This window comes from Macrococcus bovicus, from assembly GCF_030376725.1.
GTDB lineage: Bacteria > Bacillota > Bacilli > Staphylococcales > Staphylococcaceae > Macrococcus > Macrococcus bovicus.
In genome coordinates this window covers 520,687-545,206 of the sequence record NZ_CP128470.1, presented here as the reverse complement: position 1 = coordinate 545,206, position 24,520 = coordinate 520,687, and the positions used below count along the sequence as shown (strand labels likewise).

General features: G+C 44.7%; 24 protein-coding genes and 1 tRNA gene. 3 read left to right on the top strand and 22 right to left on the bottom strand.

What is annotated here, in order from left to right; genetic code table 11:
* Window positions 1-31 precede the first annotated feature (31 nt).
* From gpmI to QSV55_RS03225, 8 genes are all read right to left on the bottom strand, one after another.
* Window positions 32-1,570 (bottom strand): 2,3-bisphosphoglycerate-independent phosphoglycerate mutase, encoded by a 1,539-nt coding sequence (gene gpmI, locus QSV55_RS03260; protein WP_289651043.1) that lies wholly within the window; start codon window positions 1,568-1,570, stop codon window positions 32-34.
* The gene (tpiA, locus tag QSV55_RS03255) at window positions 1,567-2,316 is read right to left on the bottom strand and encodes a triose-phosphate isomerase (protein ID WP_289650680.1); all 750 of its coding nucleotides are present in this window, start codon (window positions 2,314-2,316) and stop codon (window positions 1,567-1,569) included. The genes gpmI and tpiA overlap by 4 nt, the downstream gene beginning before the upstream one ends.
* A gap of 12 nt (window positions 2,317-2,328) precedes the next feature.
* Window positions 2,329-3,519 (bottom strand): phosphoglycerate kinase, encoded by a 1,191-nt coding sequence (locus QSV55_RS03250; RefSeq protein ID WP_289650679.1) that lies wholly within the window; start codon window positions 3,517-3,519, stop codon window positions 2,329-2,331.
* Window positions 3,520-3,618: 99 nt separating this feature from the next.
* Complete coding sequence (gene gap, locus QSV55_RS03245; RefSeq protein ID WP_133451435.1) at window positions 3,619-4,632, bottom strand: type I glyceraldehyde-3-phosphate dehydrogenase; 1,014 nt, start codon at window positions 4,630-4,632, stop codon at window positions 3,619-3,621.
* A gap of 16 nt (window positions 4,633-4,648) precedes the next feature.
* Window positions 4,649-5,689 carry a sugar-binding transcriptional regulator gene (locus tag QSV55_RS03240; RefSeq protein WP_289650678.1) on the bottom strand — a complete coding sequence of 347 codons (1,041 nt, stop codon included), beginning with the start codon at window positions 5,687-5,689 and terminating at the stop codon, window positions 4,649-4,651.
* A 113-nt stretch (window positions 5,690-5,802) separates the two neighbouring features.
* Window positions 5,803-6,048, bottom strand: coding sequence for a glutaredoxin family protein (locus tag QSV55_RS03235; protein WP_289650677.1), 246 nt, complete (start codon window positions 6,046-6,048; stop codon window positions 5,803-5,805).
* The gene (locus QSV55_RS03230) at window positions 6,035-6,337 is read right to left on the bottom strand and encodes a hypothetical protein (protein WP_289650676.1); all 303 of its coding nucleotides are present in this window, start codon (window positions 6,335-6,337) and stop codon (window positions 6,035-6,037) included. Before QSV55_RS03230 ends, QSV55_RS03235 begins: the two co-directional genes overlap by 14 nt.
* Window positions 6,338-6,443: 106 nt before the next feature.
* Window positions 6,444-6,515: transfer RNA gene (locus QSV55_RS03225), tRNA-Arg, on the bottom strand.
* Between the two features lie 147 nt (window positions 6,516-6,662).
* Between QSV55_RS03225 and clpP the strand changes: the two genes are divergently transcribed.
* The 3 genes from clpP to QSV55_RS03210 all read left to right on the top strand — a co-directional run bounded on the left by clpP (window position 6,663) and on the right by QSV55_RS03210 (window position 9,557).
* Complete coding sequence (clpP, locus tag QSV55_RS03220; protein ID WP_133451431.1) at window positions 6,663-7,256, top strand: ATP-dependent Clp endopeptidase proteolytic subunit ClpP; 594 nt, start codon at window positions 6,663-6,665, stop codon at window positions 7,254-7,256.
* Between the two features lie 137 nt (window positions 7,257-7,393).
* The gene (locus QSV55_RS03215) at window positions 7,394-8,773 is read left to right on the top strand and encodes an alkaline phosphatase (RefSeq protein WP_353507458.1); all 1,380 of its coding nucleotides are present in this window, start codon (window positions 7,394-7,396) and stop codon (window positions 8,771-8,773) included.
* Between the two features lie 64 nt (window positions 8,774-8,837).
* The gene (locus tag QSV55_RS03210) at window positions 8,838-9,557 is read left to right on the top strand and encodes a hypothetical protein (protein WP_289650675.1); all 720 of its coding nucleotides are present in this window, start codon (window positions 8,838-8,840) and stop codon (window positions 9,555-9,557) included.
* 18 nt (window positions 9,558-9,575) lie between these two features.
* Here QSV55_RS03210 and whiA read toward each other — a convergent pair whose 3' ends face one another.
* The 14 genes from whiA to QSV55_RS03140 all read right to left on the bottom strand — a co-directional run bounded on the left by whiA (window position 9,576) and on the right by QSV55_RS03140 (window position 24,488).
* Window positions 9,576-10,526: a DNA-binding protein WhiA gene (whiA, locus tag QSV55_RS03205; protein ID WP_289650674.1), complete on the bottom strand. Its 951-nt coding sequence runs from the start codon at window positions 10,524-10,526 to the stop codon at window positions 9,576-9,578.
* Window positions 10,527-10,540: 14 nt separating this feature from the next.
* On the bottom strand, window positions 10,541-11,521 hold the full coding sequence (locus QSV55_RS03200) for a gluconeogenesis factor YvcK family protein (RefSeq protein ID WP_289650673.1): 981 nt from the start codon (window positions 11,519-11,521) through the stop codon (window positions 10,541-10,543).
* A complete protein-coding gene (gene rapZ / locus QSV55_RS03195; protein ID WP_424960678.1) occupies window positions 11,508-12,410 on the bottom strand; it encodes an RNase adapter RapZ in 903 nt (300 codons plus the stop codon). The genes QSV55_RS03200 and rapZ overlap by 14 nt, the downstream gene beginning before the upstream one ends.
* An 84-nt stretch (window positions 12,411-12,494) precedes the next feature.
* Window positions 12,495-13,430 carry a thioredoxin-disulfide reductase gene (trxB, locus tag QSV55_RS03190; RefSeq protein WP_289650672.1) on the bottom strand — a complete coding sequence of 312 codons (936 nt, stop codon included), beginning with the start codon at window positions 13,428-13,430 and terminating at the stop codon, window positions 12,495-12,497.
* A gap of 54 nt (window positions 13,431-13,484) precedes the next feature.
* The gene (locus tag QSV55_RS03185; RefSeq protein ID WP_289650671.1) at window positions 13,485-14,897 is read right to left on the bottom strand and encodes a tetratricopeptide repeat protein; all 1,413 of its coding nucleotides are present in this window, start codon (window positions 14,895-14,897) and stop codon (window positions 13,485-13,487) included.
* An 8-nt stretch (window positions 14,898-14,905) separates the two neighbouring features.
* Window positions 14,906-15,379, bottom strand: a complete 474-nt coding sequence (locus tag QSV55_RS03180) for an acyltransferase (protein WP_289651042.1) — start codon at window positions 15,377-15,379, stop codon at window positions 14,906-14,908.
* Window positions 15,357-16,199, bottom strand: coding sequence for a prolipoprotein diacylglyceryl transferase (lgt, locus tag QSV55_RS03175; protein ID WP_133451424.1), 843 nt, complete (start codon window positions 16,197-16,199; stop codon window positions 15,357-15,359). The genes QSV55_RS03180 and lgt overlap by 23 nt, the downstream gene beginning before the upstream one ends.
* Before the next feature lies 1 nt (window position 16,200).
* The gene (hprK, locus tag QSV55_RS03170) at window positions 16,201-17,127 is read right to left on the bottom strand and encodes an HPr(Ser) kinase/phosphatase (protein ID WP_289650670.1); all 927 of its coding nucleotides are present in this window, start codon (window positions 17,125-17,127) and stop codon (window positions 16,201-16,203) included.
* A gap of 90 nt (window positions 17,128-17,217) precedes the next feature.
* Window positions 17,218-20,046 (bottom strand): excinuclease ABC subunit UvrA, encoded by a 2,829-nt coding sequence (uvrA, locus tag QSV55_RS03165; RefSeq protein WP_289650669.1) that lies wholly within the window; start codon window positions 20,044-20,046, stop codon window positions 17,218-17,220.
* Between the two features lie 4 nt (window positions 20,047-20,050).
* Window positions 20,051-22,027: an excinuclease ABC subunit UvrB gene (uvrB, locus tag QSV55_RS03160; protein ID WP_289650668.1), complete on the bottom strand. Its 1,977-nt coding sequence runs from the start codon at window positions 22,025-22,027 to the stop codon at window positions 20,051-20,053.
* Window positions 22,028-22,131: 104 nt separating this feature from the next.
* A complete protein-coding gene (locus tag QSV55_RS03155) occupies window positions 22,132-22,362 on the bottom strand; it encodes a DUF2198 family protein (RefSeq protein ID WP_289650667.1) in 231 nt (76 codons plus the stop codon).
* A gap of 9 nt (window positions 22,363-22,371) precedes the next feature.
* Window positions 22,372-22,911, bottom strand: coding sequence for a TlpA family protein disulfide reductase (locus tag QSV55_RS03150; RefSeq protein WP_289650666.1), 540 nt, complete (start codon window positions 22,909-22,911; stop codon window positions 22,372-22,374).
* Window positions 22,912-22,990: 79 nt separating this feature from the next.
* Window positions 22,991-23,425, bottom strand: a complete 435-nt coding sequence (locus QSV55_RS03145) for a CHAP domain-containing protein (RefSeq protein ID WP_289650665.1) — start codon at window positions 23,423-23,425, stop codon at window positions 22,991-22,993.
* Window positions 23,426-23,585: 160 nt separating this feature from the next.
* Window positions 23,586-24,488 carry an NlpC/P60 family protein gene (locus QSV55_RS03140; RefSeq protein WP_289650664.1) on the bottom strand — a complete coding sequence of 301 codons (903 nt, stop codon included), beginning with the start codon at window positions 24,486-24,488 and terminating at the stop codon, window positions 23,586-23,588.
* Window positions 24,489-24,520: the final 32 nt, after the last annotated feature.

Genomic DNA, 24,520 nt, shown 5'->3' with positions numbered 1-24,520 from the left:
TGAATATTCACTGTATTTAATCAACTAATATCTATTGCTTCTGAATCAACGATTCTCCAGTCATCTCAGCTGGTTGATCGATAGCCATCAAGTCAAGTAAAGTAGGCGCAAGATCCGCGAGACGACCGCCATCACGCAGTGTAACGGTTTCGTCTGTCACTATAACGGGAACAGGGTTCGTCGTATGCGCAGTCATCGGCTGGTCATCCATTGTAATGACTTCATCTGAGTTCCCATGATCTGCTGTGATGATCGCTTTACCGCCTTGCTCAAGGATTTTATCGACAACAGCACCCAGGCACTCATCTACCGCTTCAATCGCTTTAATGGTCGGTTCAAGCTTTCCGCTATGACCTACCATATCCGGATTAGCAAAGTTCAGAATGATGAGATCAAGGTCTTGTTTATCCAGTTCAGCAAGCAGTGCATCTTTCACTTCATAGGCACTCATTTCAGGTTTAAGGTCATAAGTGGCAACTTTAGGTGAATTGATCAGCACACGACGTTCGCCGGCAAACTCATCATTACGGCCGCCACTCATGAAATAAGTGACATGCGGATATTTCTCAGTTTCAGCGATACGCAGCTGTTTCTTTCCTGCGCTGGCCACCACTTCACCGATTGTGTTGATGAGGTTCTCTTTCTCGAAAACAACATCTGCTTTGACGGTATCACTATACTTCGTGAACGTCACAAACTTAATACCGATCAAACGGCGGTCCATCTCAAAGCCGACAAATTCTTCATTTGTATAGACTTCCGATAATTGGGCTGCACGGTCAGGACGGAAATTGAAGAAAATCATGCCGTCGCCGTCATTGACCCCTGTGTTCTCCTGATGGACTTCATGATCTTTGACGACGAACGGAATAACGAATTCATCCGTCACACCTTCGGCATAGCTTGCTTTCACGCCTTCAGCAGCGGTCTGATATTCCTTACCTTTACCATACGTCATGGCGTCATACGCCATCTGTTCACGTTCCCAGCGTTTGTCACGGTCCATGGCATAATAACGACCAGAGACAGAAGCAAACTGTCCGAGTCCGAGCTCTTTGAACTTCGCTTCAGTCTCTTCAATATACTGAAGCGCTGTTTCCTGACCAACGTCTCGTCCGTCAAGAAAAGCATGCACATAGACACGTTCAACGCCTTGCTGTTTCGCCATGTCCAGCAGCGCAAATAAATGCTTGTAATGACTGTGGACACCGCCATCAGACAATAAGCCCATTAAATGCAGCGTACTGTGATGCTCTTTAACGTGCTGCATGGTATCCAGCAGCACCTGGTTTTTGAAGAAGTCGCCATCTTCAATCGATTTATTGATACGTGTCAGTGACTGATAGACGATGCGGCCCGCGCCGATATTCAGGTGACCCACTTCCGAGTTACCCATCTGCCCTTCAGGTAATCCGACATCAAGTCCGGATGCATTCAACTGATTATGCGGATACTGGTTGAAATAACGATCAAAATTCGGTTTATTCGCCTGCTTAACAGCGTTTCCTTTGATTTCATCACGATTGGCAAAACCATCTAAAATAATCAGCGCTGTAGGTTGAGTCATTATTTTGCACCTTCTAACAGCTTGACGAATGACTCCACTTCAAGAGAAGCACCGCCGACTAAAGCCCCGTCAATATCAGGTTGTGCCATATATTCCTTAATATTGTCCGGTTTAACAGAACCACCGTACTGGATGCGTACAGCTTCAGCTGCTTCCTGCAAGAAGTCTTTCGCTACTACTGAACGCACAAACTGACAGCTGTCCTGCGCATCCTGTGACGTTGCTGATTTGCCTGTTCCGATAGCCCAGATAGGTTCATATGCGATGACTGCCTGCTTGACCTGCTCCTCTGTAAAACCTTTTAAAGCAGCTGAAACCTGCTGACCGATGACTGCTTCAAATTCATTGCCTTCACGCTGCTCTAACGTTTCGCCCACACAGATAATGGGCGTCATATCATTTTTAAAGACAGCCAGCGCTTTTTTATTAACATCCTCATCTGTCTCGTGGAAGTATTCACGGCGTTCTGAATGACCCAGTACGACATATTTAACACCTAAGTCTTTCAGTGCAGCAGGACTCGTTTCTCCAGTGAACGCACCACTCTCTTCGAAGTAGGCATTCTGGGCACCGATGTTCAATCCTTCCACATTCGCACTGACCAGCGCATCCAGCTGAATAGCCGGCGCGCAGATCACTGTGTCCACTTCTTCACTAGAAGGCAGTTCCGGTAAGTTCTGAACGAATTCTTTCGCTTCTGCAACTGTTTTATTCATTTTCCAGTTACCTGCAATAATTGGTTTTCTCATCATTAAACACTCCTATTTATCTGAAATAGATTTAATACCTGGTAGTTCTTTACCTTCTAAATATTCAAGTGACGCACCGCCGCCTGTTGAGATATGAGTAAACTTGTCAGCAAAGCCCAGTTCCATTGCTGCTGCTGCTGAATCACCGCCACCGATGATCGTTGTAGCATCCTCTAAATTCGCGATTGCTTCACAGACACCGATAGTTCCTTTAGCGAAGTTGCTCATTTCAAAGACACCCATCGGTCCATTCCATACCACTGTTTTAGCACCTTTTAACTGCTCTTCAAATAATTCAACAGTTTTAGGGCCGATATCCAGGGCCTGTTCGTCTGCTGGAATTTCATCGACTGATAATTCCTTGATTTCGCCGTCATTAGAAAACTCTTTTGTGACCTTCGCATCAACCGGCAGGACAATTTTGCCTTCCCCGCGTGCCAGTAAATCTTTCGCTAAGTCAATCTTATCTTCCTCTAACAATGACTGACCGATTTCTTTGCCTTGTGCTTTCAGGAATGTATAGGCCATACCGCCGCCGATAAGAACTTTATCAGCTACTTTCAGCAGGTTCTCAATCACACCGATTTTGTCCGATACTTTGGCACCACCTAAAATGGCGACGAATGGACGCTCAGGATTCTCTACAACGCCACCGATGAATTTGATTTCTTTTTCCATCAGGAAACCTGCAGCAGAATCGAGATGCGCTGCAATCCCTACATTGGATGCGTGTTCACGGTGCGCTGTACCAAAAGCATCATTGACAAAGACATCGCCGAGAGAAGCCCAGTATTTACCGAGTTCAGGATCATTTTTACTTTCTTTTTTGCCATCAACGTCTTCAAATCGTGTATTTTCCACTAAGAACACATCGCCAGGTGTCAGATTCTGAATAGAAGCCTCTAATTTTTCACCACGCGTGACATTCGCAAAACCGACTTCTGTACCGAGTAACTCAGCTAAACGACGCGCTACAGGCTGAAGCGATAATTTTTCTTTATCCTCTTCTGTTTTTACTTTACCTAAATGAGAGAAAATAACGGGAATACCGCCTTGCTCAATGATGTACTTAATTGTAGGTAATGCTTCAACGATACGATTGTCATTCGTGATTTCGCCGTCTTTCATCGGAACATTGAAATCCGCTCTAACCAGAACCTTCTTATCTTTCAATTCTAAATCTGAAACAATCTTCTTTGCCATTACTATTCCTCCTCAATATGGGTGTCAGTATCAGTATAACAATTTTTAAGAAAAAATAAGCAGGAGAAGCGTATCTTCTCCTGCTTACGCTTAACTAGATTAAGCTTGCTGTGCTTGTTCAGCTAAATGTTGTAAAGTACGCACTAATTGAGCAGTGTAGCTCATTTCATTGTCATACCATGATACAGTTTTAACCATTTGATGGTCACCGACTGTCATTACACGAGTCTGAGTTGCATCAAATAATGAACCGTAAGTGATACCGATGATATCAGAAGAGACGATCTGGTCTTCTGTGTAACCGAATGATTCATTTGAAGCTTCTCTCATTGCCTGGTTGATTTCTTCAACTGTCACTTCTTTTTCTAAGATACATGTTAACTCAGTGATAGAACCTGTCGCAACAGGGACACGTTGAGCTGAACCATCTAATTTACCTTTTAATTCAGGGATAACTAGACCGATCGCTTTAGCAGCACCTGTTGAGTTAGGTACGATGTTCTGAGCTGCTGCACGCGCACGACGGAAGTCACCTTTAGCGTGTGGTGCATCAAGTGTGTTCTGGTCACCTGTATAAGCGTGAACAGTCATCATTAAACCTTCGATGATACCGAATTTGTCATTTAAAGTTTTAGCCATAGGTGCTAAACAGTTTGTTGTACAAGATGCACCTGACACGATTTCTTCAGAACCATCTAAAATGTCATGGTTGACATTATAAACAACTGTTTTAAGGTCTCCAGTTGCCGGTGCTGAAATCAATACTTTTTTGGCGCCAGCTTTAATATGAGCCTGGGCTTTTTCTTCGCTAGTGTAGAAACCTGTACATTCTAATACCACATCGATGCCCAGTTCTCCCCATGGAAGTTCTTCTGCTTTCGGGTTAGCGAATGATTTGATTTCACGACCATTGACAAGGAAACCACCTTCAACGACACGTACTTCCTCTTTGAAGCGGCCTTGTGTTGTATCGTATTTTAAAAGATGTGCAAGCATATCGTCATCTGTTAAATCGTTAACCGCTACAACTTCGATATCTTTTACTTCTTGTAATCTTCTGAATGCTAAACGACCGATACGTCCAAAACCGTTGATTGCTACTTTAACTGCCATGAATAATGGCCTCCTTTTAATTTATATTATTGTCAAAGGCAAATGCCTTCAATAACTGTTTTGCTACTGCTTCGTCTGTAATAAGTGTGGTCTGTTTCGGTGCGTTTTTCAAATAGGCTGCAATCGCATCTACTTTACTGCTCCCACCTGCCACAGCGATAATATGTTCCTTGTTGATCACATCTTCAAGTTGCAAACCAATCGTCCGCACCTTATAAACAATATTACCCTTTTTATCAAAATAGTAACCAAAAGCTTCACCGACCGCTTCATTTTCAAGCAATAATTTCTGAACAGCTGAATCGGTTTTTCTTCTGACTGCCATCTTGGCTGCATTACCGATACCATGAACTACGATATCTGCTGATTTAATTTGATCGAGCACTGACCGAATTGAAGGTTCTTCAATCAAGTTCTGATAAGTCTGTTCACTGACTTGGTCCGGTACATACAATGCCTCATAACAACCGCCCGTTGATTCCGCCATTTTTGCGACGATAAAGTTCGCCTGATGAATCATATCCTCACCAAGCCCCCCACGCGCAGGCGTAAAAGTGACGTCAAATGGCACCTGAGCCAGATGACTTGCCATACTCGCTGTACTGGAACCTCCAGTGACGGTCACCTTCATATCCGGTCCGAGCAACGAATGAAGATAACGTCCTGCTTCAACACCGAGATTAATCGATGTTTCCTGACTTTCATCTGCATCACCTTTAACGACAATCAATTTACTGATACCCGTCAATTTACTGATTTCCGTCGCTAGCGCCGACAAATCATTGTAGACTTCCATATGTCTGGCCAGTAAATTCAGCACTTCCAGTCCTTCTGAAGTGATGGTCATCCCTTTAGGATGAATATCGATAAGATGTTCAGCCTTAAGACTTTCAACATCACTCCTTAAAATCCTTTCAGTCTGATGAAGCCGTTCTGCTAAGGCACGTCTGCCAATAGGCTGAGCAAGGTGAATCATAGACAGCACATTAAAACGACGCTGCATTTTTTCAATCAAATCTGGAACCAGTCTCTGTTGAACGGCGAAAATTTGATCCATTCGACTTCCTCCAACTTAATGAGACATAAAACGTCCCAGTTGGGACAATGTGTGTTACACCTATATGATAGCAAGATAACCTTTTATTTGCAAGAAAAAACCTCGAACATCATTTAATATTGTTCGAGGTTTTCAGTCACGGTGACAAAATCAATGATGCCTTCCTGTACGACTCTGTCCTTATAAGTCAGCACCGGCACACGGATCTGGTATGCCATCATTAATTCATCATCTTCAGTTATATTGACTTCTTCATATGTAATATCTAAATCCACAAATTCAAGCTGTCGTTTGGCTTCTTCACATAATGAGCAGTTCGGCTGCGTATAAAGCGTCAGAAAATATTTATGCGCCGCCATAGACCCAGTCCTTCAAACGATTGTTTTCACAGCAGAGCTGATAACCTTTCTCGTATGCAGGATCATCAAGCATATCCACTAACTCCAGGCGTCCTTTTTCTGTAATCTCAATATCCTTAAGAACAACCAGATCGTCTACGATGACTTCCCCGGAAATCAGCCCTTCTCTTTTCATTTCAATAAAAGAATCTTTCAGTAATTTTGTATCAATCCAGCCAAAGAAATTTGCGAGCACAGTCCCTTTCCTCAGTTCATATAAAATAATAAATTTTAAACGGTCTTTTAACATACGGCTGTCCTCCTTGACTCTATTAGCCCATATATACCCTATTCTCAGTGATTGTACACAAAAAAATCTGTCAGGAATGACAGATTTTCAAAAAATGAAGCTATAACGCCCTCGGAGGGAATCGAACCCCCATTTCAAGAACCGGAATCTTACGTGTTATCCATTACACCACGAGGGCAATTAACTTATATTATAACGGTAATTGTTATATATTTAAATATGAAAAAATACAAGTCTGCAAGAAATTTAAAAATAAGCTCTATCTTTTGACTATTTTTGACCATATATAGTATATTATTATCAAACCTTAAAGGAGGATTTATTGATGAATTTAATTCCAACAGTTATTGAATCTACTAACCGCGGTGAACGTGCATACGATATTTACTCACGCCTTCTGAAAGACCGCATCATTATGCTTGGTTCTCAGATTGATGACAATGTCGCTAACTCTATCGTTTCACAGTTACTCTTCTTACAGGCGCAGGATGCTGAAAAAGATATCTACCTTTATATCAACTCTCCAGGCGGCAGCGTGACTGCGGGTATGGCGATCTATGATACGATGCAGCACATTAAACCTGATGTACAGACGATCTGTATCGGTATGGCGGCTTCTATGGGTTCATTCTTACTGGCTGCCGGTGCGAAAGGTAAACGTTTTGCACTGCCTAATGCAGAAGTGATGATCCACCAGCCGCTTGGCGGAGCACAAGGTCAGGCGACCGAGATTGAAATTGCTGCGCGTCACATCTTAAAAACACGTGAGAAATTAAACCGCATCCTGTCAGAACGTACAGGTCAGCCGATTGAAAAAATTGAAAAAGATACAGACCGCGATAACTTCCTAAGCGCTGAAGAAGCAAAAGAATATGGTCTTATTGACGATGTGATGCATCCAGCAGTGGAAGAAAAATAGAATATCTGATCAGCACTGAGCACTAGCTCAGTGCTTTTTTTACATTAACTTTACATACTTTTTACAAGAACTGCGACTTCCCTTTACATTTTACTGATAAATTTAGTTTGTAATCATAAAACTTAGGAGGATTCATTGTGAAATCATTCAATAAAGTTATTGCTTCATCAGTTATTGCTGGTCTTTTCTTATCTTCAATGCCGACTTCCACGGGCGTTCATACTGTAGAAGCTGCGACTAAGAAAGTAACGCCTTGCAGCGAGCAGAAAGCGCCAAAAAACATCATCTTCATGATCGGTGATGGAATGGGCCCTTCTTACAACACTGCTTATCGTTATATGATGGATAACCCTGCAACTAAAAGAATGGATCTTGTCTCATTCGACCATTACTTATTAGGTACTCAACGTACGATTGCTGAAGATGAGCATGAAAATATCACAGACTCTGCTTCTGCTGCTACAGCGATGAGTGCAGGTGTCAAAACATATAACAACGCAATCGCTGTTGATAATAACAAGACTGAAGTGAAGACTGTTCTTGAACGCTCTAAAGAAGTCGGTAAATCAACTGGTCTAGTGGCTACTTCAGAGGTGACACACGCAACTCCGGCTGCCTACGGTGCGCACGATGAATCCCGTAAAAATATGCCAGCGATCGCTGATGACTACTACGATGAAATGATCAACGGTAAACACAAAGTTGATATCATCCTGGGTGGCGGTAAAGATTACTTCCAGCGTAAAGACAGAAACTTAATTAAAGAATTTAAAAATGACGGCTACAAATATGTCGGTAATAAAAAAGGATTATTAAAAGCTGCTTCTAACTCTAAAGATAAGCAGATCCTCGGTTTATTCTCACCAGGCGGCATGCCTAAAATGATCGACCGTGACGCTAATACGCCTTCATTAAAGGATATGACTAAAACAGCGATCAAAAAATTAGATACAAACAAAAAAGGCTTCTTCTTAATGGTAGAAGGCTCTCAGATTGACTGGGCAGGTCATGCCAATGATATCACGGGCGCAATGAGCGAAATGAGAGACTTTGATTTAGCCTTCCAAGAAGCGATCAACTTCGCTAAAAAAGACTGTAATACATTGGTTATCGCAACAGCCGATCACTCTACAGGTGGTTTCTCAATCGGTGCAAACGGTATCTATAACTGGTTCACTCAGCCGATCAAACAGATGAAACATACACCTGAATACTTACGTGCACAGTTGATGAAAGACGGCGCTAATGTAGAAGAAATCATCAAAGCGAACGTCGGCTTTGAACTGAAACCAGAAGAAATGGCAGCTATCAAAGACGCAGTTGCAGCTAAAGATGCGACTAAGATCGAAAACGCCATCGAAGCACCTGTCAACGCTCGCAGCTTAACTGGCTGGACAACTGGTGGTCATACAGGCGAAGACGTTAACGTCTACGGTTACGGTCCATCAAGCAGCTTATGGAGAGGCAATATCGAGAATACAGACAACGCTAAACAAATCTTCAAGCTGATTAAATAATTAATATTTAAAAAGCCCTCTGTTGAAGTGATAGAGGGCTATTTCTTTTTAAAGGAGTATTCTGATGCACAAGTATTTATACATATTGCTCGCAGCGGGTCTGCTGACCGGCTGTGCTCAAAAAGATGATTCTGCAAGTACACAGGCGACGAAGGAGAAAGTCTCTTCCGCTACAACTGAACAGCCTTCTGCCGAGAAAAACATACAGAAGACTCAGGAAGAAGATATTCATGACCATGAAGACGCCGCCTTCAAGGATACTGAAAGTCTGAAGCCGGGCGTCAAAAAAACATATCCATTGACGAAGCTTACAACGGAAACGATTGATAAGAAGGTCAGAGTAAAAGATAACGATACTGTTCTCTATACTGAAGATACAGGGCACGGCATCCCGACTAAACCAGCGGGTGAAGGTCAGGAATTCCATGCGATTCTTGAGGTGAAATTCGATCATATGACGATGTATATGCTCGATAACGGCACTTTCATCACTGCAGATCCTCAACATGTTGAAGTCATTAAAACAGGTAACAGCATGAACAAGTATCCCGTCTTTAAAATGCATGAAGATGATGAGAAATATTTAAAATCTCTGGATCAGCATGATCCTGAATATCAGGACTATGTGAAGTATGCCCATCATTTCGGCGAAAGACAGTATGACTATAAACGCGAGATGCTCATGCATACCGCTATTCATGCAGTTAATCATGCAACACCGGGCAGTCTTACCATTCCGGAAGAACACTTCAAGCCATTCGATGTCTTTAAAAATGAAAAATAACAGATGCCGCGGCATCTGTTATTTTTTTAGGTCTACGGCTTCACCATTACGCAGCTTTTCGGCTATTTCATCCAGCTTTCTTAAGCGATGATTAACACCCGACTTCGAAATCACACCCGTCGATACCATTTCACCTAACTCTTTAAGAGAGATATCCTGATGGATAATCCGCAGTTTTGCAATTTCGCGTAACCGATCCGGCAGCTCTTCCAGCCCGATCTCCTGCTCGATCAGTTCTATATTCTCAACCTGCCTCATCGCTGCACTGATGGTCTTGTTCAGATTAGCGGTCTCACAGTTCACCAGACGGTTCACTGAATTACGCATATCCCGTACAATACGCACATCCTCAAATTTGAGCAGTGCCTGGTATCCACCGATCAGACTCAGGAAGTCGGCAATCTTCTCCGCTTCTTTCATATAGGAGATATAGCCTTTTTTCCGTTCCAACGTTTTAGCGTTCAACTGATACTCATTCATCAGTTTCGTCAAGTCGCGTGAGTGACTTTCGTATAATGAGAATATCTCCAGGTGATAAGAGGAAGTTTCAGGATTGTTGACCGAGCCTCCTGCGAGAAAAGCCCCCCTCAGATAACTTCTCTTACAGCAGTTGTTCTTGACGAGATGGTCTTCTATTTCATGTGTGAAGCTGCCTTCCACCAGGATGCCGAGTTCCTCCAGGATGTCTCTGGCCTTCGTCTTAATTCTGCAGATATAGACATTGTTTTTCTTCAGCTTCATCTTTTTACGGACCAGGAGCTCGATTTCAACGCCGAATATTTTTTTGATCAATGAAAATACACGCCGCGCTATCGCTGCATTTTCTGACTGAACATTAATCACCCATTCACGATTCGATATGCTTAAGTTACCATTCATGCGAATGAGGGCAGCAAGCTCTGCCTTACTGCAGCAGTCATCTGCTTCTATTCTTGTCAGTTCATTTTTCATTTCAGATGCAAATGACACGTTACTCTTCCTTTCTATTCATCTACCTGAATGGTACTCACTTCAGATAGAACCAGTTCATAGATCATCTCTGCCAGGACATTGTTATCATGCCGCACTGCATAGTCCTCATTGACAAGGACTAAATGATCATCGGTTAATATTTTGATGCCTTCAGCTTCGATATTTTCAGTGTCGCAGTGGACGAAAGCAGAATTCCGCCGTTCATAATTAGAGGATATCTTCTCGCTTAATGTTTTCCGGTTCGCAATGACGAACTGTATGAAACGCGCGCCGACATGCTTATGAATCGCTTCGATATGATCCGAAACAGTATAATCTGTGGTTTCGCCCGGCTGCGTCATAATATTCGACACATACAGTTTTTTGGCAGTGCTATTGATCAGGGCTTCTGCTATCTCCTGAAGAAGCATATTCGGAATAATACTTGTATAGAGGCTGCCGGGTCCCATCACAATTAAATCCGCATCATAGAGCGCCTCCACTGCTTCATTCATCGGCTGAATATTGGCAGGTGTCAGAAAGACATGATCAATTCTTTTATTCTTTTTCGGTATCAATGATTCCCCGACTACGATCTCCCCATCTTCCATGACGGCATTTAAAATAGGGCTGGTATTGGTCGAAGGGATGACCGTCCCTTTGACATTCAGAATTTTGCTCAGCTCTCTTACGGCGTGGCCAAAATCCGAAGTAATATCGGTCATCGCTGCCAGCATGAGATTGCCGACAGGATGACGTCCCATACTATCTGAATCAAATCGATACTGAAATAGTTTTTCAAGTAACGGCTCGACGTCGCTTAAAGCTGCAAGTACGTTCCGAATATCTCCGGGCGCCGGAATATTCATCTCATTTCTTATTTTACCGGTACTTCCCCCGTCATCAGCTACAGTCACAATCGCCGTGATATCCACTGGATACGCCTTCAGACCCCGCGCCAGAACAGATAAGCCTGTCCCTCCGCCGATCAGACAAATTCTAAGCCTTCTCATTGATCTTACCTTCAATCATCGCATCCCGGTGAGATGTACTGAGTTCAAAATCGAAGAAATCTTTCAGATCATGGCTGATGCGTTCTGCCAGTGCGACGGAACGGTGCTGGCCGCCCGTACAGCCGATAGCGATGACGACTTGTGACTTACCTTCGCGCATATAGCCGGGCATGATGAACTTCAGCAAGTCCATCAGTTTATTGTAGAAGATAGTCGTCTCTTTCCATTTCATGACATAATCATAGACTGAAGCATCCAGACCGGTTAACGGCCTTAATGTCTCGATATAATAAGGGTTCGGCAGGAATCTCACATCAAATACAAGATCTGCATCTATCGGAATCCCATGCTTGAACCCGAAGCTCATCACGTTAATCTTAAAAATATTATCTTTGCCGTTGTTGAACAGCTCTAATATATGACTGCGCAATGCTTTAGGCTTCATTTCTGTGGTATCTATCATATGGGTCGCCATTCCCCGTAAATCAGCCAGCATCTGACGTTCCTGCTGAATCGCATGCAGCGGTGAGCCGCCTTCAGATAGAGGATGGTTGCGCCGCGTCTCTTTATAACGTGTCACCAGAACACGGTCTTTAGCGTCTAAATAGAGAATCTGGACAGCGATATCCGTCAGATTGGTGACTTGCTGCAGTTCGTTGGATAAATTATCAAAAAAATCCTTCCCTCTCAAATCGATGCCGATTGCGACCTTGGACAGCGATTCATTGTTCTCATGCATCAGCTCCACAATCTTAGGCAGCAGAATAGGCGGTAAATTATCGATGCAGAAATAACCTAAGTCCTCCAGACTCTGGATGGCCACCGATTTACCTGCCCCGCTCATTCCCGTTACCACAATCAGTTTTTTAATACCTTCTTCTGAATTCAAGCCGATCCCTCCTTCAATATCATTTTACACAAAATCATAAAAATAGATACGCCCATTTGGACGCATCTGTCATAAGCACATCATTTATTTTTTGTCATTAAGTTCTTCAATGTAATGTTGCGCGTTCTGAGCAGCAATACTGCCGTCGCCTGTTGCCGTAACGATCTGACGCAATGTTTTCACACGGACGTCACCCGCTGCGTAAATACCAGGGATAGCTGTTTCCATCTGCTCGTTTGTGACGATATAACCCGCTTCATTGGTAATACCGAGATCAAGGAATGGACCTGTCAATGGCTGCATACCGATATAGATGAAGACACCATCAGCCTGAACTTCAGACTCTTTCCCCTCTTTATCCACGAGGGTGACGCTGCCCACTTTACCGTCTTTTTCATTGATTGTTTTCAGCGTAGAATTCCAGATGAAATCTACCTTCTCATTTTTAAAGGCACGCTCCTGCAGAATCTTCTGGGCACGTAACTCGTCTCGACGGTGAACGATGGTCACTTTATCGGCAAATTTCGTTAAGTAGACGCCCTCTTCAACTGCTGAGTCGCCGCCACCGATGACAATCAGATTGCGGTTTTTAAAGAATGCACCATCACAGACCGCACAGTAAGATACACCGCGTCCACCCAGTTCATTTTCACCGGGTACACCGATTTTTTTGTATTCCGCACCCGTTGCGATGATGACCGCTTTACCGACCAGTTCCTTGTCGCCTAATGAGACGATCTTATCATCACCTTCTACACGGATACCTTTAATATCCCCGTAGGCATATTCAGCGCCGAATTTCTGTGCGTGCTGGAACATTTTCGTTGAGAGGTCAGGTCCTGTAATGAGGTCAAACCCCGGGAAGTTCTCCACATCACTTGTATTGGCCATCTGGCCGCCAGGCATACCACGTTCCACCATCACAACAGAAAGGTTGGCGCGTGCAGCATATAAACCTGCTGTCATACCGGCCGGACCTGCCCCGATAATAATTACATCATATTGTTTTTGTTCAGTCATAGTATCCTCCTTCAGGATTGTTTAGTAGTATCATAATATCCTACATTGGCTGATTTAAATACTATTTTGCTTATAGAAATCGAGTGCTTTAGTCAAGCGGTAGCGCGTAAGCTGAAAGAGCTCAGCACAATGCTGAAGGGAAATCGCCGCCGTTCTTTTCATGTATAAGTAATAGCAGGCTGCGGCATACGCTGTCACTTCTTTCAGTTCGTTCAGTTCAATCAGAGCCTGGGCCTTATCCACCCAGCTGATCAGCAGTTCTGTCGATTGATCGTGCTGCCATAACAGGACTAAGCCTTGATGAATATAGTCAAGTTTCACAAGGTGTAACTCGTTGAATATATAAGATAGATATAATTTTTCATAATCGCCCAGTTGTTCCAGCTGATCCCACAGCTCCTTGGAGATAATCGCCTCCTTATAGGGCAGCTGAGACAGCTTGAAGAGCCCGACAATTCTGGCATGTCTGTCATCGCTATGAAGTAACGGCAGGATATCCTTTTCAATGAACCGGCTTGTGTCGTGAACTTCCTTCGGACTGGGGGCAGCCTTAGAAAATGATTGTAATTTGCGCCACGTTTCTTCCGATTCTTTTTCCTGTCCTAACGCAAAATAATTGAAGCTTAACGCATGAAGCAGCTGCGCATTCTTTAAGTTCCTCTTCTTATAAAGCGGTAACAGCAGCTGCTGCGAAGCCTCGTATTGTTTCAGGAAACTCAGGACGATACCCAGTTTGAATGACTCATCTTCATTGATGGGGTGCAGCTTGTTCAGCCGCTGCAGATAATGATTGAATTTCTCATGCTGATGGGTATTATAGAGCAGCAACGTATAGTGACACAGCGCGTGTATATCTGTCTCATCTTCTGCCAGCAGCTGATCCAGAAGCGCTTCAGCTTCCTGATACTTCGACATAAAAAGGTACGCCATCGCTTTCAGGTTTCGCATCTCTTTGCGCTCCTGGATATGAACCGGCTGACTGCTCAACCAGTCAATAGATTCATCGATACGGCCATGGGAGAACAGATACTGAAACAACTGCTGGGCGACATACAGTGTACTTTCCGCTTCCACAGCTGTCTGACTCGTATAAGTGACTTCAAATGTCTTTTTTAGCGTGTCAAAATAATCCTGATCATCGGTCAGCTGAACATAATAGAGGCCGTAGAGAAATGCTTTGTTAGGATCTCTTATCTCCGTATAGATCTGACTGAGCTGATAGAAATAAACGGCAAAATCCTCTTCTTTCACAATTCTCTCAAACAGGGTGTGGATGCCCTCTTCTGTTCTCCCTGCTTTCACCAAACACGTCGCGAGGGCCATATAATAGTCCTGCTTGCTGTTCAGACTGATGGCTTTCTCCAGATAAGGAATCGCATCCCGGTACAGCTGCTGCCTTATTTTCTTTTGCGCGATATGTGCATAGCCATCAGCGTCTACAGGTAGACTGACTATTTTTTCATTCATGTTGATTCCTACTCTCTTATCTGCATCGGATTACCATATGCAAAACTTCTGGCGGGCACATCTTTTGTCACGACAGTATGCGCCCCGATGACGGCTCTGTCCCCAATGGTCACACCCGGTAATATCAGTGCACCTGCACCAATCATGACTTCATTACCGATGATGACTTCACCGATCCGGTACTCGTCTATCAAATATTCATGGCAGAGAATGGTCGCATTGAAGCCGATCACACAGTTTGCACCAATTGTGATTTTCTCCGGATACATGATGTCCGGCGTCACCTTATAGGCAATCGAAGTCTCGCGGCCGATCGTCATACCTGTCCATTCATACAGTCTTTTCTTGACCGGCATAGAAGGGCAATATCTGCCTATTTCGATGATGGCTGTATTGAAGAATGTCCGTCCGAACGGCAGTCTCTGATAGACATTCCATAACGGATTAGGACCATCAACCTTATGCTGCTCGGTACGTCTCATCATCACTGCTCCGTAAAATATGGTGGACGTCGCCGTATTTCGGCAGACGATACTTCATGCTTCTGTAAATCCAGGTGATGATGCTGACCGCAATGATGACCAGAGAAATCACTTGCGCTATTCTCAGGTATTCAGTCAGCATCAGGCTGTCTGTTCTTAAGCCCTCGATAAAGAAACGGCCGATGGAATACCAGATGGCGTACAGCAGGAAGGTCTGACCGATTCGCAGATGCTTTCTCAGCAGCAGCAGTACGATGAACCCGAGCAGACTCCATAGTGATTCATACAGGAAAGTGGGCTGGTAGTAGACGCCGTCAATCTGCATATGTCTGATAATCCAGTCAGGAATCATTAAATTCTCAAGAAAGGCCCGGGAGACCGGCCCGCCATGCGCCTCCTGATTCATAAAGTTTCCCCAGCGTCCCATGGACTGTGCCAGAATAATACTCGGCGCAATCAAGTCTGCCATATGAAAGAATGAGCGATGACGTCTCTTCACCAGGAAGTAACCCGTGGTCAGCGCACCGATCAGTCCCCCGTGAATGGCTATCCCCCCGTTCATGATCATCGGAATTTCAGCAAGATGCTCTTTATAGTAATGCCATTCAAATCCCACGTAATAGATACGGGCACAAATAATGCCCACGATAATCGGCCAGACAATTAAATCAATCAGGTCATCCTCTGCCATACCATGTTTCTTCGCTTCTCGATTGGCAATGAGAAAACCCAGCAGGATGCCTGTCGCAATAATAATGCCATACCAACGTACCGGCCATGAGCCGACATGAAAGGCAATAGGATCGATTGAATATAACATATTAGTTCTCCTTCAGTGACTGTTTTTTGATTTGCTGATTCAGACGATTGTTGAAATCTTCTGCTGTGTTGACACCCATTTTGTTCAGACGATAATTCATGGCGGCCACTTCAATGATGACTGCGAGGTTCCGTCCAGGTTTAACAGGTATTGTTTTTTTGGTGATTTTAGAATCAAGGATAGATAAGGTTTCCTCGACCAGTCCGACACGGTCATACATCTTGTCCCGGTCCCAGGTCTCGAGATTGATATTCAGCATGACCCGCTTCTCCGGAAGAATGGATCCTGCCCCGAATAATGTCATGATATTAATGATGCCCAGCCCTCTGATCTCTAGGAGATGTTCTATCAGTTTAGGGGGGCTGCCCATCAGGACATTACGCGACACTTCCTTGATTTCAACGTTGTCATCTGCGACAAGTCGATGTCCTCGTTTAACGAGTTCCAGTGCAGTCTCACTTTTCCCGACTCCTGAGTCACCCGTGATCAGCACCCCGATGCCGTATACATCGACCAGTACACCATGCAGGCTTGTTGCCGGTGCCAGCTGGGTCTCCAGATAATTGGTCAGGCGGCTGATCAAGTTCGTCGTGGCATCCTCACAGCTGAAGAGCGGTGTATCACGACGGTTACAGGCATCGATTAATTCCTCCGGCGCCTCGATACCCCGTGCAATAATAATGCACGGCGTTTCTTTCCGACAGAGCTTGCTCATCCGCTCTGCTTTGTCTTCTTTACTGAGCATCTCAAAGAAAGAGGTCTCTGTTGTACCTAAGAGCTGTATACGGTCTGATGAGTAATGAGAAAAGTAGCCAGCCATCTCGAGACCGGGTCTTGAGATATCTGAGTTGCTGATCGGTCGCTCCAGCCCCTTTTCTCCGGCTAATAATTTAAATTTAAAATGGTTCTGTAGTTCAGCACTATTCATTCGGTTATTCCTCCATACCTTAATTTTAATGAACTTCCAGCTGAAATACAATCAAACAAAAAATCCGCATCGTTCAATGCGGATCTATCCTTATTTCTTCGTACGCGCCATCGCTTTTTTCAGGTATTGACCCGTGTAGGATTCTTTGACTTCCATAATCATCTCAGGGGTCCCTTCTGCAAGAATCGTACCGCCCCCGTCGCCTCCTTCAGGCCCAAGGTCGATGATGTGGTCTGCTGTCTTGATGACATCGAGATTGTGTTCGATGATGATAACAGAGTCCCCGTTCTCCACCAGCTGATGCAGGACTTTGAGCAAGCGGGCGATATCATCGACGTGCAGTCCTGTCGTCGGCTCATCCAGGATATACAATGTCTTGCCATTTGACCGGCGATGAAGTTCTGAAGCCAGTTTCACACGCTGTGCTTCACCACCTGATAAAGTGGTGGCGGACTGTCCCATAGCGACATAACCCAGACCGACATCGACTATCGTCTTGAGCTTCCGGCTGATTTTCGGATGATTCTCAAAGAAATGATAGCCATCCTCGACCGTCATCTCCAAGATATCAGCGATACTCTTATCTTTATAGGTGACCTCTAAAGTCTCACGGTTATACCGTTTACCATGGCAGACCTCACACGGCACGTAGACATCCGGCAGGAAGTGCATCTCAATCTTGATGATGCCGTCCCCTTTACAGGCTTCGCACCGGCCACCTTTGACGTTAAAGCTGAAACGGCCCTTCTGATAACCCCGAAGCTTTGCTTCATTCGTCTGACTGAAGAGGTCACGGATATCATCAAATACACCTGTATAGGTGGCAGGGTTGGAACGCGGTGTGCGGCCGATCGGTGATTGATCAATATCGATGATTTTATCGATGTGTTCAATGCCTTCTATCGAATCGTGAGCACCTGGCTTACCTTTAGTCTTATAGATTTCCTGTGCCAGTCCTTTGAATAACACATCATTCACTAATGAGCTTTTGCCGGAGCCTGAGACACCGGTTACGACAGTCATTACACCCAGCGGAATATCCACATCGATATCCTTTAAGTTATGACTGCGTGCGCCTCTTATCTTGATATACCGTCCGTCCGGTTCACGACGGCTCTCCGGGACATCAATCTGTTTCTTGCCGCTCAAATACTGGCCGGTGAGCGATTTAGGGTTCTTCATCACTTGCTTCGGTGTGCCGGCCGCTACAATCTGACCCCCATGTACCCCCGCACCTGGACCGATATCAATGAGATAATCTGCAGCGAGCATCGTGTCCTCATCATGCTCAACGACAATCAGGGTGTTACCTAGATCACGCATCGATTCCAGAGAAGAAATGAGGCGGTCGTTGTCGCGCTGATGAAGGCCGATAGACGGCTCATCCAGTATATAAAGGACGCCCGTCAACTGCGACCCGATCTGTGTGGCAAGACGGATACGCTGTGCTTCACCGCCTGATAAGGTACCCGCGCGGCGATCCATCGTCAAATATTCCAAGCCGACATTATTCAGGAAAGACAGCCGGGAAGTAATTTCCTTGATGATGAGCGCTGAAATCACGTTCTCTTTTTCCGTCAGTTCAATTTCTTCATAATACTGCAGGGCCTGGCCGATTGAACGTTTCACGACCTGACCGATATGCTCATCATTTATCTTGACGGCCATCGCCTGCTGATTCAGACGGTATCCTTCACATGTCTCGCATACTTCTTCAGTCATGTACTTGCGCATCTGTTCGCGTGTAAAGTCAGAAGGACTGTCATGGAAACGACGGTCGATGTTGTTGACGATACCTTCATAAGCCATTGTTCTGGAACGACTGACGCCGTTATCCTGCCTGAACTTATAGGTGATCAGCTCCGGTGAACCGTACAGAATAATGTCACGTTCTTTTTGGGTCAGCTTATTAAAGGGCTTCTTCATATCTATCTTGAAATGCTTGGCCGTCTGTCTCAGCAGAGAGGGATAGTATTCCGAGCTGATAGGCTGCCAAGGCACCAGTGCCCCATCAGCCAGGCTGACGGATTCATCCGGTATCACCAGACTAAGGTCAACAGTCAACTTTGTGCCGAGACCATCACAGCTTGGGCAGGCACCGAACGGACTGTTGAACGAGAACATTCTGGGTTCCAGTTCATCTATAGAAAAACCACATTTTGGACAGGCATGGTTTTCTGAGAACTTCATTTCCTTGTCACCGATGACATCGATCACGACATTCCCTTCAGCAAGTTCCAGTGCATTCTGCAGGGAATCCGCCAACCGGCTCTCGATGTTCGGTTTGACAACTAAACGGTCGATGATGACGTCAATATCATGACTCGAGGTCTTCGCCAAGCTGATCTCATCTCCGATTTCCATCATCTCACCGTCGATTCGTAAGCGGGCATAGCCTTTCTTGCCGATGTCCTCAATCAGTTTCTTATGCTCACCTTTACGACCGGTGACAACAGGTGCCAGCACTTGAATTTTAGTCCGTTCCGGAAGCTCCATAATACGGTCCACCATCTGCTGGATAGTCTGGGATTCAATTTTGATGTGATGAATCGGACAATAAGGCGTCCCGATTCTCGCAAACAGCAGACGTAAATAATCATAGATTTCCGTCACAGTTGACACCGTGCTGCGCGGATTGTTGCTTGTCGTCTTCTGGTCAATTGAAATGGCGGGTGAAAGACCTTCAATAGTATCCACATCAGGCTTGTCCATCTGCCCTAAAAACTGGCGCGCATAAGCACTGAGCGATTCCACATAGCGACGCTGGCCTTCTGCATAAATCGTATCAAATGCAAGGCTCGACTTCCCCGAACCAGATAGTCCTGTCATCACGACGAGCTTATCACGCGGTATTTTAATATCTACATCTTTTAAATTGTGAGCTCTTGCTCCTTTAACGACAATCTCTTTATTTTTCATAACTTCACCCTTCTGCTTTCAGTTCAAATAGGATATCACGCAGCTCTGTCGCCCGTTCGAAGTCGAGTGCCTTGGCTGCTTCTTTCATTTCGTGTTCAATCTGTTCCATACGGGTTGCACGTTCTTTTTTCGTCAGCTTTTTCTTCGGTTTAGCTTCTTTTACTGTGTCGTCTCTTTCTATAGACGCACTGATAGCATCACGGATTTTCTTATGGATCGTCGTAGGGGTAATGCCATGGGCTTTATTGTACGCTTCCTGAATATCACGACGACGCTTGGTCTCATCTATCGCTGTACGCATCGAATCAGTGATTTTATCCGCATACATGATGACTTTCCCGTTCTCATTACGCGCAGCGCGCCCGATAGTCTGAATCAGCGAGCGCTCTGAACGCAGGAAGCCTTCTTTGTCTGCATCCAGAATAGTAATCAGTGACACTTCCGGTATATCCAGACCTTCACGAAGGAGGTTGATCCCAATCAGCACATCATAGACCCCGAGACGCAGATCTCTGATAATCTCTGTACGTTCCAGTGTCTTAATTTCTGAATGGAGGTAGTTGACTTTAATGCCTGCTTCTTTCAGGTAAGCAGTCAGGTCTTCACTCATTTTCTTCGTGAGTGTCGTGATCAGGACACGTTCATTCCGTTCAATACGTAAGCGGACTTCTTCCATCAGGTCATCAATCTGATGCTTTGAAGGTCGAACTTCAATGATCGGATCCAGCAGGCCTGTCGGACGGATAATCTGTTCGACCATTTCGTCAGTATGTTCTATCTCAAACGGACCTGGTGTCGCAGAAACATAGACGAATTGCCGGGCTTTTTCTTCAAATTCCTCAAATTTAAGGGGACGGTTATCGAGTGCACTCGGCAATCTGAAGCCGTGATCAACCAGCACCTTTTTACGGGCCTGGTCCCCGTTATACATACCCCGAATCTGCGGCAGACTGACGTGGGACTCATCGACCATGATCAGCCAGTCGTCACCGAAGTAATCCAGCAGCGTATAGGGGGTCGAGCCTTTAGGGCGCAGTGTTAAATGAACCGAATAGTTCTCGATACCGGAACAGAAGCCCATCTCCCGCATCATCTCGATATCGTAGTTTGTCCGCTGTTCAAGGCGCTGCGCTTCCAGCAGTTTATTTTCCGCCCGAAATACTTTCAGCTGTTCTTCAAGTTCTTGTTCAATCCGTTCGATGGCGAGCTTCATCTTCTCTTCCCGCGTCACAAAGTGGCTGGCCGGGAAAATAGCGAAATGTTCTCGTTCCTTCAGGACTTCGCCTGTTAAATAGTTGATTTCACGTATTCTGTCTATCTCATCACCGAAAAATTCGACACGCACGCACTGCTCATCACGTGAAGCAGGAAATATCTCGACCACATCTCCCCGCACGCGGAAAGTCCCCCGCTGAAAGTCAATATCGTTTCTCGTATACTGGATATCCACCAGTTTACGGAGTAACGCATTGCGGTCCATCTCCATGCCAGTACGGACGCTGACCACCATATCCTTATATTCTTCGGGATTGCCGAGACCATAGATACAGCTCACGGATGCGATGATAATGACGTCATCACGCTCAAAAAGCGCACTAGTCGCTGAGTGACGTAATTTATCGATTTCATCGTTGATTGAAGCATCCTTTTCAATAAACGTATCTGTAGAGGGGACATACGCTTCCGGCTGATAGTAATCATAGTAGCTGACAAAATATTCTACACGGTTATCGGGGAAGAACTCCTTAAACTCACTGTACAGCTGACCTGCCAGCGTCTTGTTATGGGCGATGATCAATGTCGGCTTCCCGACTGCCTGAATGATATTGCTCATCGTAAACGTCTTCCCTGTCCCTGTTGCGCCGAGCAGCGTCTGATAACGTTTCCCTTCTTTAATACCGGCTACAAGCTTCTTGATCGCTTCCGGCTGATCACCGCCGGGCTTAAATTCTGACTGCAGTTTAAATGGATGATGTTCCATGTAACCCCTCCTTAACGTATTTATTTTAGCAAAGATAGCGGTAAAAATACAAACATCTGTTCGCTCTCAAAACAAAGACACGCTCGCATGTGCGACCGTGTCTGTCAATAGTGGATCGTTTGATCTAGCTTCAGCTGATCAACAGTGAAGTAGCCCAGCATCAGCGAAATGGTATCAAGAAACACAATCATTTCTGAATGAAAAAAGCCTTTATAGACAGATACCCCTATCACTAAAGTGGCTAACGCTAATCCTGTATATTTATTTTTTGTCATCTTACTGAACATGATCACCATAAGAGCGGGCAGCAAAGCGGCAAGTATATACCATATCATGATACTGACCTATGATCTCCCTTCCACTTCCTGAATGAGTGTCTCCAGTTTGCCGGCATCCAGTTCACCGACATAAGTCGTCAGAACCCGTCCTTCTTTATTGACAAAAATCGTGGTCGGAATGTTATAGATCTTGTATTGTTTGACTATCTGTTCAGTACCGATCACGATCGGGTAATCAGGCTGATACTTGTTAAGGAAAGACGTCCGTCCCTTCTCTTTATCCTGAACGTTCATCCCTATCAGTTTAATATGATTCGGCTTCTCCTGATTGTACTGAATCAGTTCAGGCATCTCTTGATTACAAGGTTCACACCAGGAGGCCCAGAAATTAATGATATTGATGTCAGCTGACAGTTCACGACTAAGCTCCAGCTTCTGTCCTTCCAGACTCTGTACCGGCTCCTTGCTGATATTGCGACCGTTAATATAATGCGCTTGTCCGCTGACTTTCAACTCTGCAGGATCCTGATGGACGACAGTGTAGACACTGTACGCCGCCAGCAGCATAAAAATACCGCTCAATACCCACATCACTATTCGTTTCATATTCTGCCTCCTCCTTCTCCGCTATTATAGCAAGAATCCATAAAAAAAAGGATAAACATTCGTTTATCCGTGCTAAAAATTAATAGATATATTGGTAATTTCCCACTTGGTAGCTAGGAATCGTACGGTACGTTTTAACCCCTTGACGTGGATAGTTCATTTCTGAGACGACAATTGAACCGTTTGTATATTTCTTTTCAACGACCGCAACGTGACCGTAGTAACCTAATTGAGAAACGAGGACCGCTCCTTTAATTGGTTTACGGCTGACAGTGTAACCGCTACGTGAAGCGTTATATGCCCAGTTCTTTGCATTGCCCCATTGGTTGGAAACATAGCGGCCGAGTTGAGCGCGACGATTGAATGCGTAGTATGCACAGCTTCCCCAAGTATAGTAGTTAGCTGCTTTATATTTAACAGGATTAGAATAAGCATGAGCAGTAGGCTGTTCAACAGCAGTAGAGAAGGTAAGTAGCATAAGGACTGTTAAGATCGACATCATCATTTTTTTCATCGTGAATTGTTCCTCCAACATTTTCTTAGTAAGATGATATTAGCATAGAAAATGAGAGGATATTTCGATGTTACTTAACCGTAATATATCTGTTACCTAATATATACTTATAGACACATTTCTATAAACTTAAACAAAAAGGACAGATTAAACTGTCCTTTTAGTATCTATAATAGCCTGTCACACTGCCGTTAATATAACTGACGGCACGCTGCTTAACGCCTTCTCTAGGATTCAAGGCGTCAACCATCTGGCCGTTACCGATATAAATGCCTACATGACTCCCGTTATTAAAGAAGACCAGGTCTCCTGCGACCGGAGAAGTCACTCGCTTTCCGACCGCCATCTGCTGATAAGTCGTCCGTGGCAGTGTTTTGCCCATAGCAGCAAAAACTTGCTGAGCGAATGAAGAACAATCGACTTGTGTAGATGAATTCGCACCATAGACATACGTCTTATTGGCTGCGATCTTCAGTGCAATCTGTGCCACCTTGTTTTGCGCCTTGTCTGCAGGAGTTTCTTCTGTTTGCTTCACTACCGACTCCGTCTCTACTGACTCGCTAGAGACTAAGTCAGTAATGACTGACTCGCTAGAGACTAAGTCAGTATAATCCGTGTCCTGAGGGTTGCTATTGACTTCTTCCTCATGCGGGCGGGTAACAGGGGTTGCCGGCTGAACAGGTTCTTCTTGAGTCGTGATGGTCGGTTCAGCCGTATGATTGCGTCCTGGGACAGCGGGCTCTGTTATTTTAGCTTCAGGCGTCTCTTTGACTCTGACTATCTCTACTTTAGGGTCAAGCATCACTTCAAGCTCTTGCGCCTGTTTCACTTTTTTTTCGTCAACAATTAAGATCTTACCTGGTTTCAACTTATCGGATTTAAGATGGTTCCATTTTTTGAGACGTAAAGTCGAAATGTCATATTTATCCGCTACTTTTAATAAAGTATCGCCTTTTTTCACTTTATATTCACCGGCATGCACTTTTTCAGCTGCATCAGCGCCGGTCATCGTTGTCATCGACAAAGTTGTGGCTAAAGCAAGTGTCAGAACTATTTTCTTCATAAAAAAAATCCCCCCGCTTTTGAATCAATTTC

Excerpts from the sequence above, each read along its gene's own strand:
- QSV55_RS03185 (WP_289650671.1), bottom strand. The coding sequence starts at position 14,897 with ATGAATGAAAAAATAGTCAGTCTACCTGTAGACGCTGATGGCTATGCA.
- tpiA (WP_289650680.1), bottom strand. The coding sequence starts at position 2,316 with ATGAGAAAACCAATTATTGCAGGTAACTGGAAAATGAATAAAACAGTT.
- QSV55_RS03150 (WP_289650666.1), bottom strand. The coding sequence starts at position 22,911 with ATGAAACGAATAGTGATGTGGGTATTGAGCGGTATTTTTATGCTGCTG.
- trxB (WP_289650672.1), bottom strand. The coding sequence starts at position 13,430 with ATGACTGAACAAAAACAATATGATGTAATTATTATCGGGGCAGGTCCG.
- QSV55_RS03200 (WP_289650673.1), bottom strand. The coding sequence starts at position 11,521 with ATGAGAAGGCTTAGAATTTGTCTGATCGGCGGAGGGACAGGCTTATCT.
- QSV55_RS03240 (WP_289650678.1), bottom strand. The coding sequence starts at position 5,689 with ATGGATCAAATTTTCGCCGTTCAACAGAGACTGGTTCCAGATTTGATT.
- uvrB (WP_289650668.1), bottom strand. The coding sequence starts at position 22,027 with ATGGAACATCATCCATTTAAACTGCAGTCAGAATTTAAGCCCGGCGGT.
- QSV55_RS03155 (WP_289650667.1), bottom strand. The coding sequence starts at position 22,362 with ATGATATGGTATATACTTGCCGCTTTGCTGCCCGCTCTTATGGTGATC.
- QSV55_RS03140 (WP_289650664.1), bottom strand. The coding sequence starts at position 24,488 with ATGAAGAAAATAGTTCTGACACTTGCTTTAGCCACAACTTTGTCGATG.
- lgt (WP_133451424.1), bottom strand. The coding sequence starts at position 16,199 with ATGTTATATTCAATCGATCCTATTGCCTTTCATGTCGGCTCATGGCCG.
- QSV55_RS03235 (WP_289650677.1), bottom strand. The coding sequence starts at position 6,048 with ATGGCGGCGCATAAATATTTTCTGACGCTTTATACGCAGCCGAACTGC.
- hprK (WP_289650670.1), bottom strand. The coding sequence starts at position 17,127 with ATGAATAGTGCTGAACTACAGAACCATTTTAAATTTAAATTATTAGCC.
- QSV55_RS03230 (WP_289650676.1), bottom strand. The coding sequence starts at position 6,337 with ATGTTAAAAGACCGTTTAAAATTTATTATTTTATATGAACTGAGGAAA.
- clpP (WP_133451431.1), top strand. The coding sequence starts at position 6,663 with ATGAATTTAATTCCAACAGTTATTGAATCTACTAACCGCGGTGAACGT.
- gap (WP_133451435.1), bottom strand. The coding sequence starts at position 4,632 with ATGGCAGTTAAAGTAGCAATCAACGGTTTTGGACGTATCGGTCGTTTA.
- QSV55_RS03250 (WP_289650679.1), bottom strand. The coding sequence starts at position 3,519 with ATGGCAAAGAAGATTGTTTCAGATTTAGAATTGAAAGATAAGAAGGTT.
- QSV55_RS03210 (WP_289650675.1), top strand. The coding sequence starts at position 8,838 with ATGCACAAGTATTTATACATATTGCTCGCAGCGGGTCTGCTGACCGGC.
- QSV55_RS03145 (WP_289650665.1), bottom strand. The coding sequence starts at position 23,425 with ATGAAAAAAATGATGATGTCGATCTTAACAGTCCTTATGCTACTTACC.
- uvrA (WP_289650669.1), bottom strand. The coding sequence starts at position 20,046 with ATGAAAAATAAAGAGATTGTCGTTAAAGGAGCAAGAGCTCACAATTTA.
- QSV55_RS03180 (WP_289651042.1), bottom strand. The coding sequence starts at position 15,379 with ATGAGACGTACCGAGCAGCATAAGGTTGATGGTCCTAATCCGTTATGG.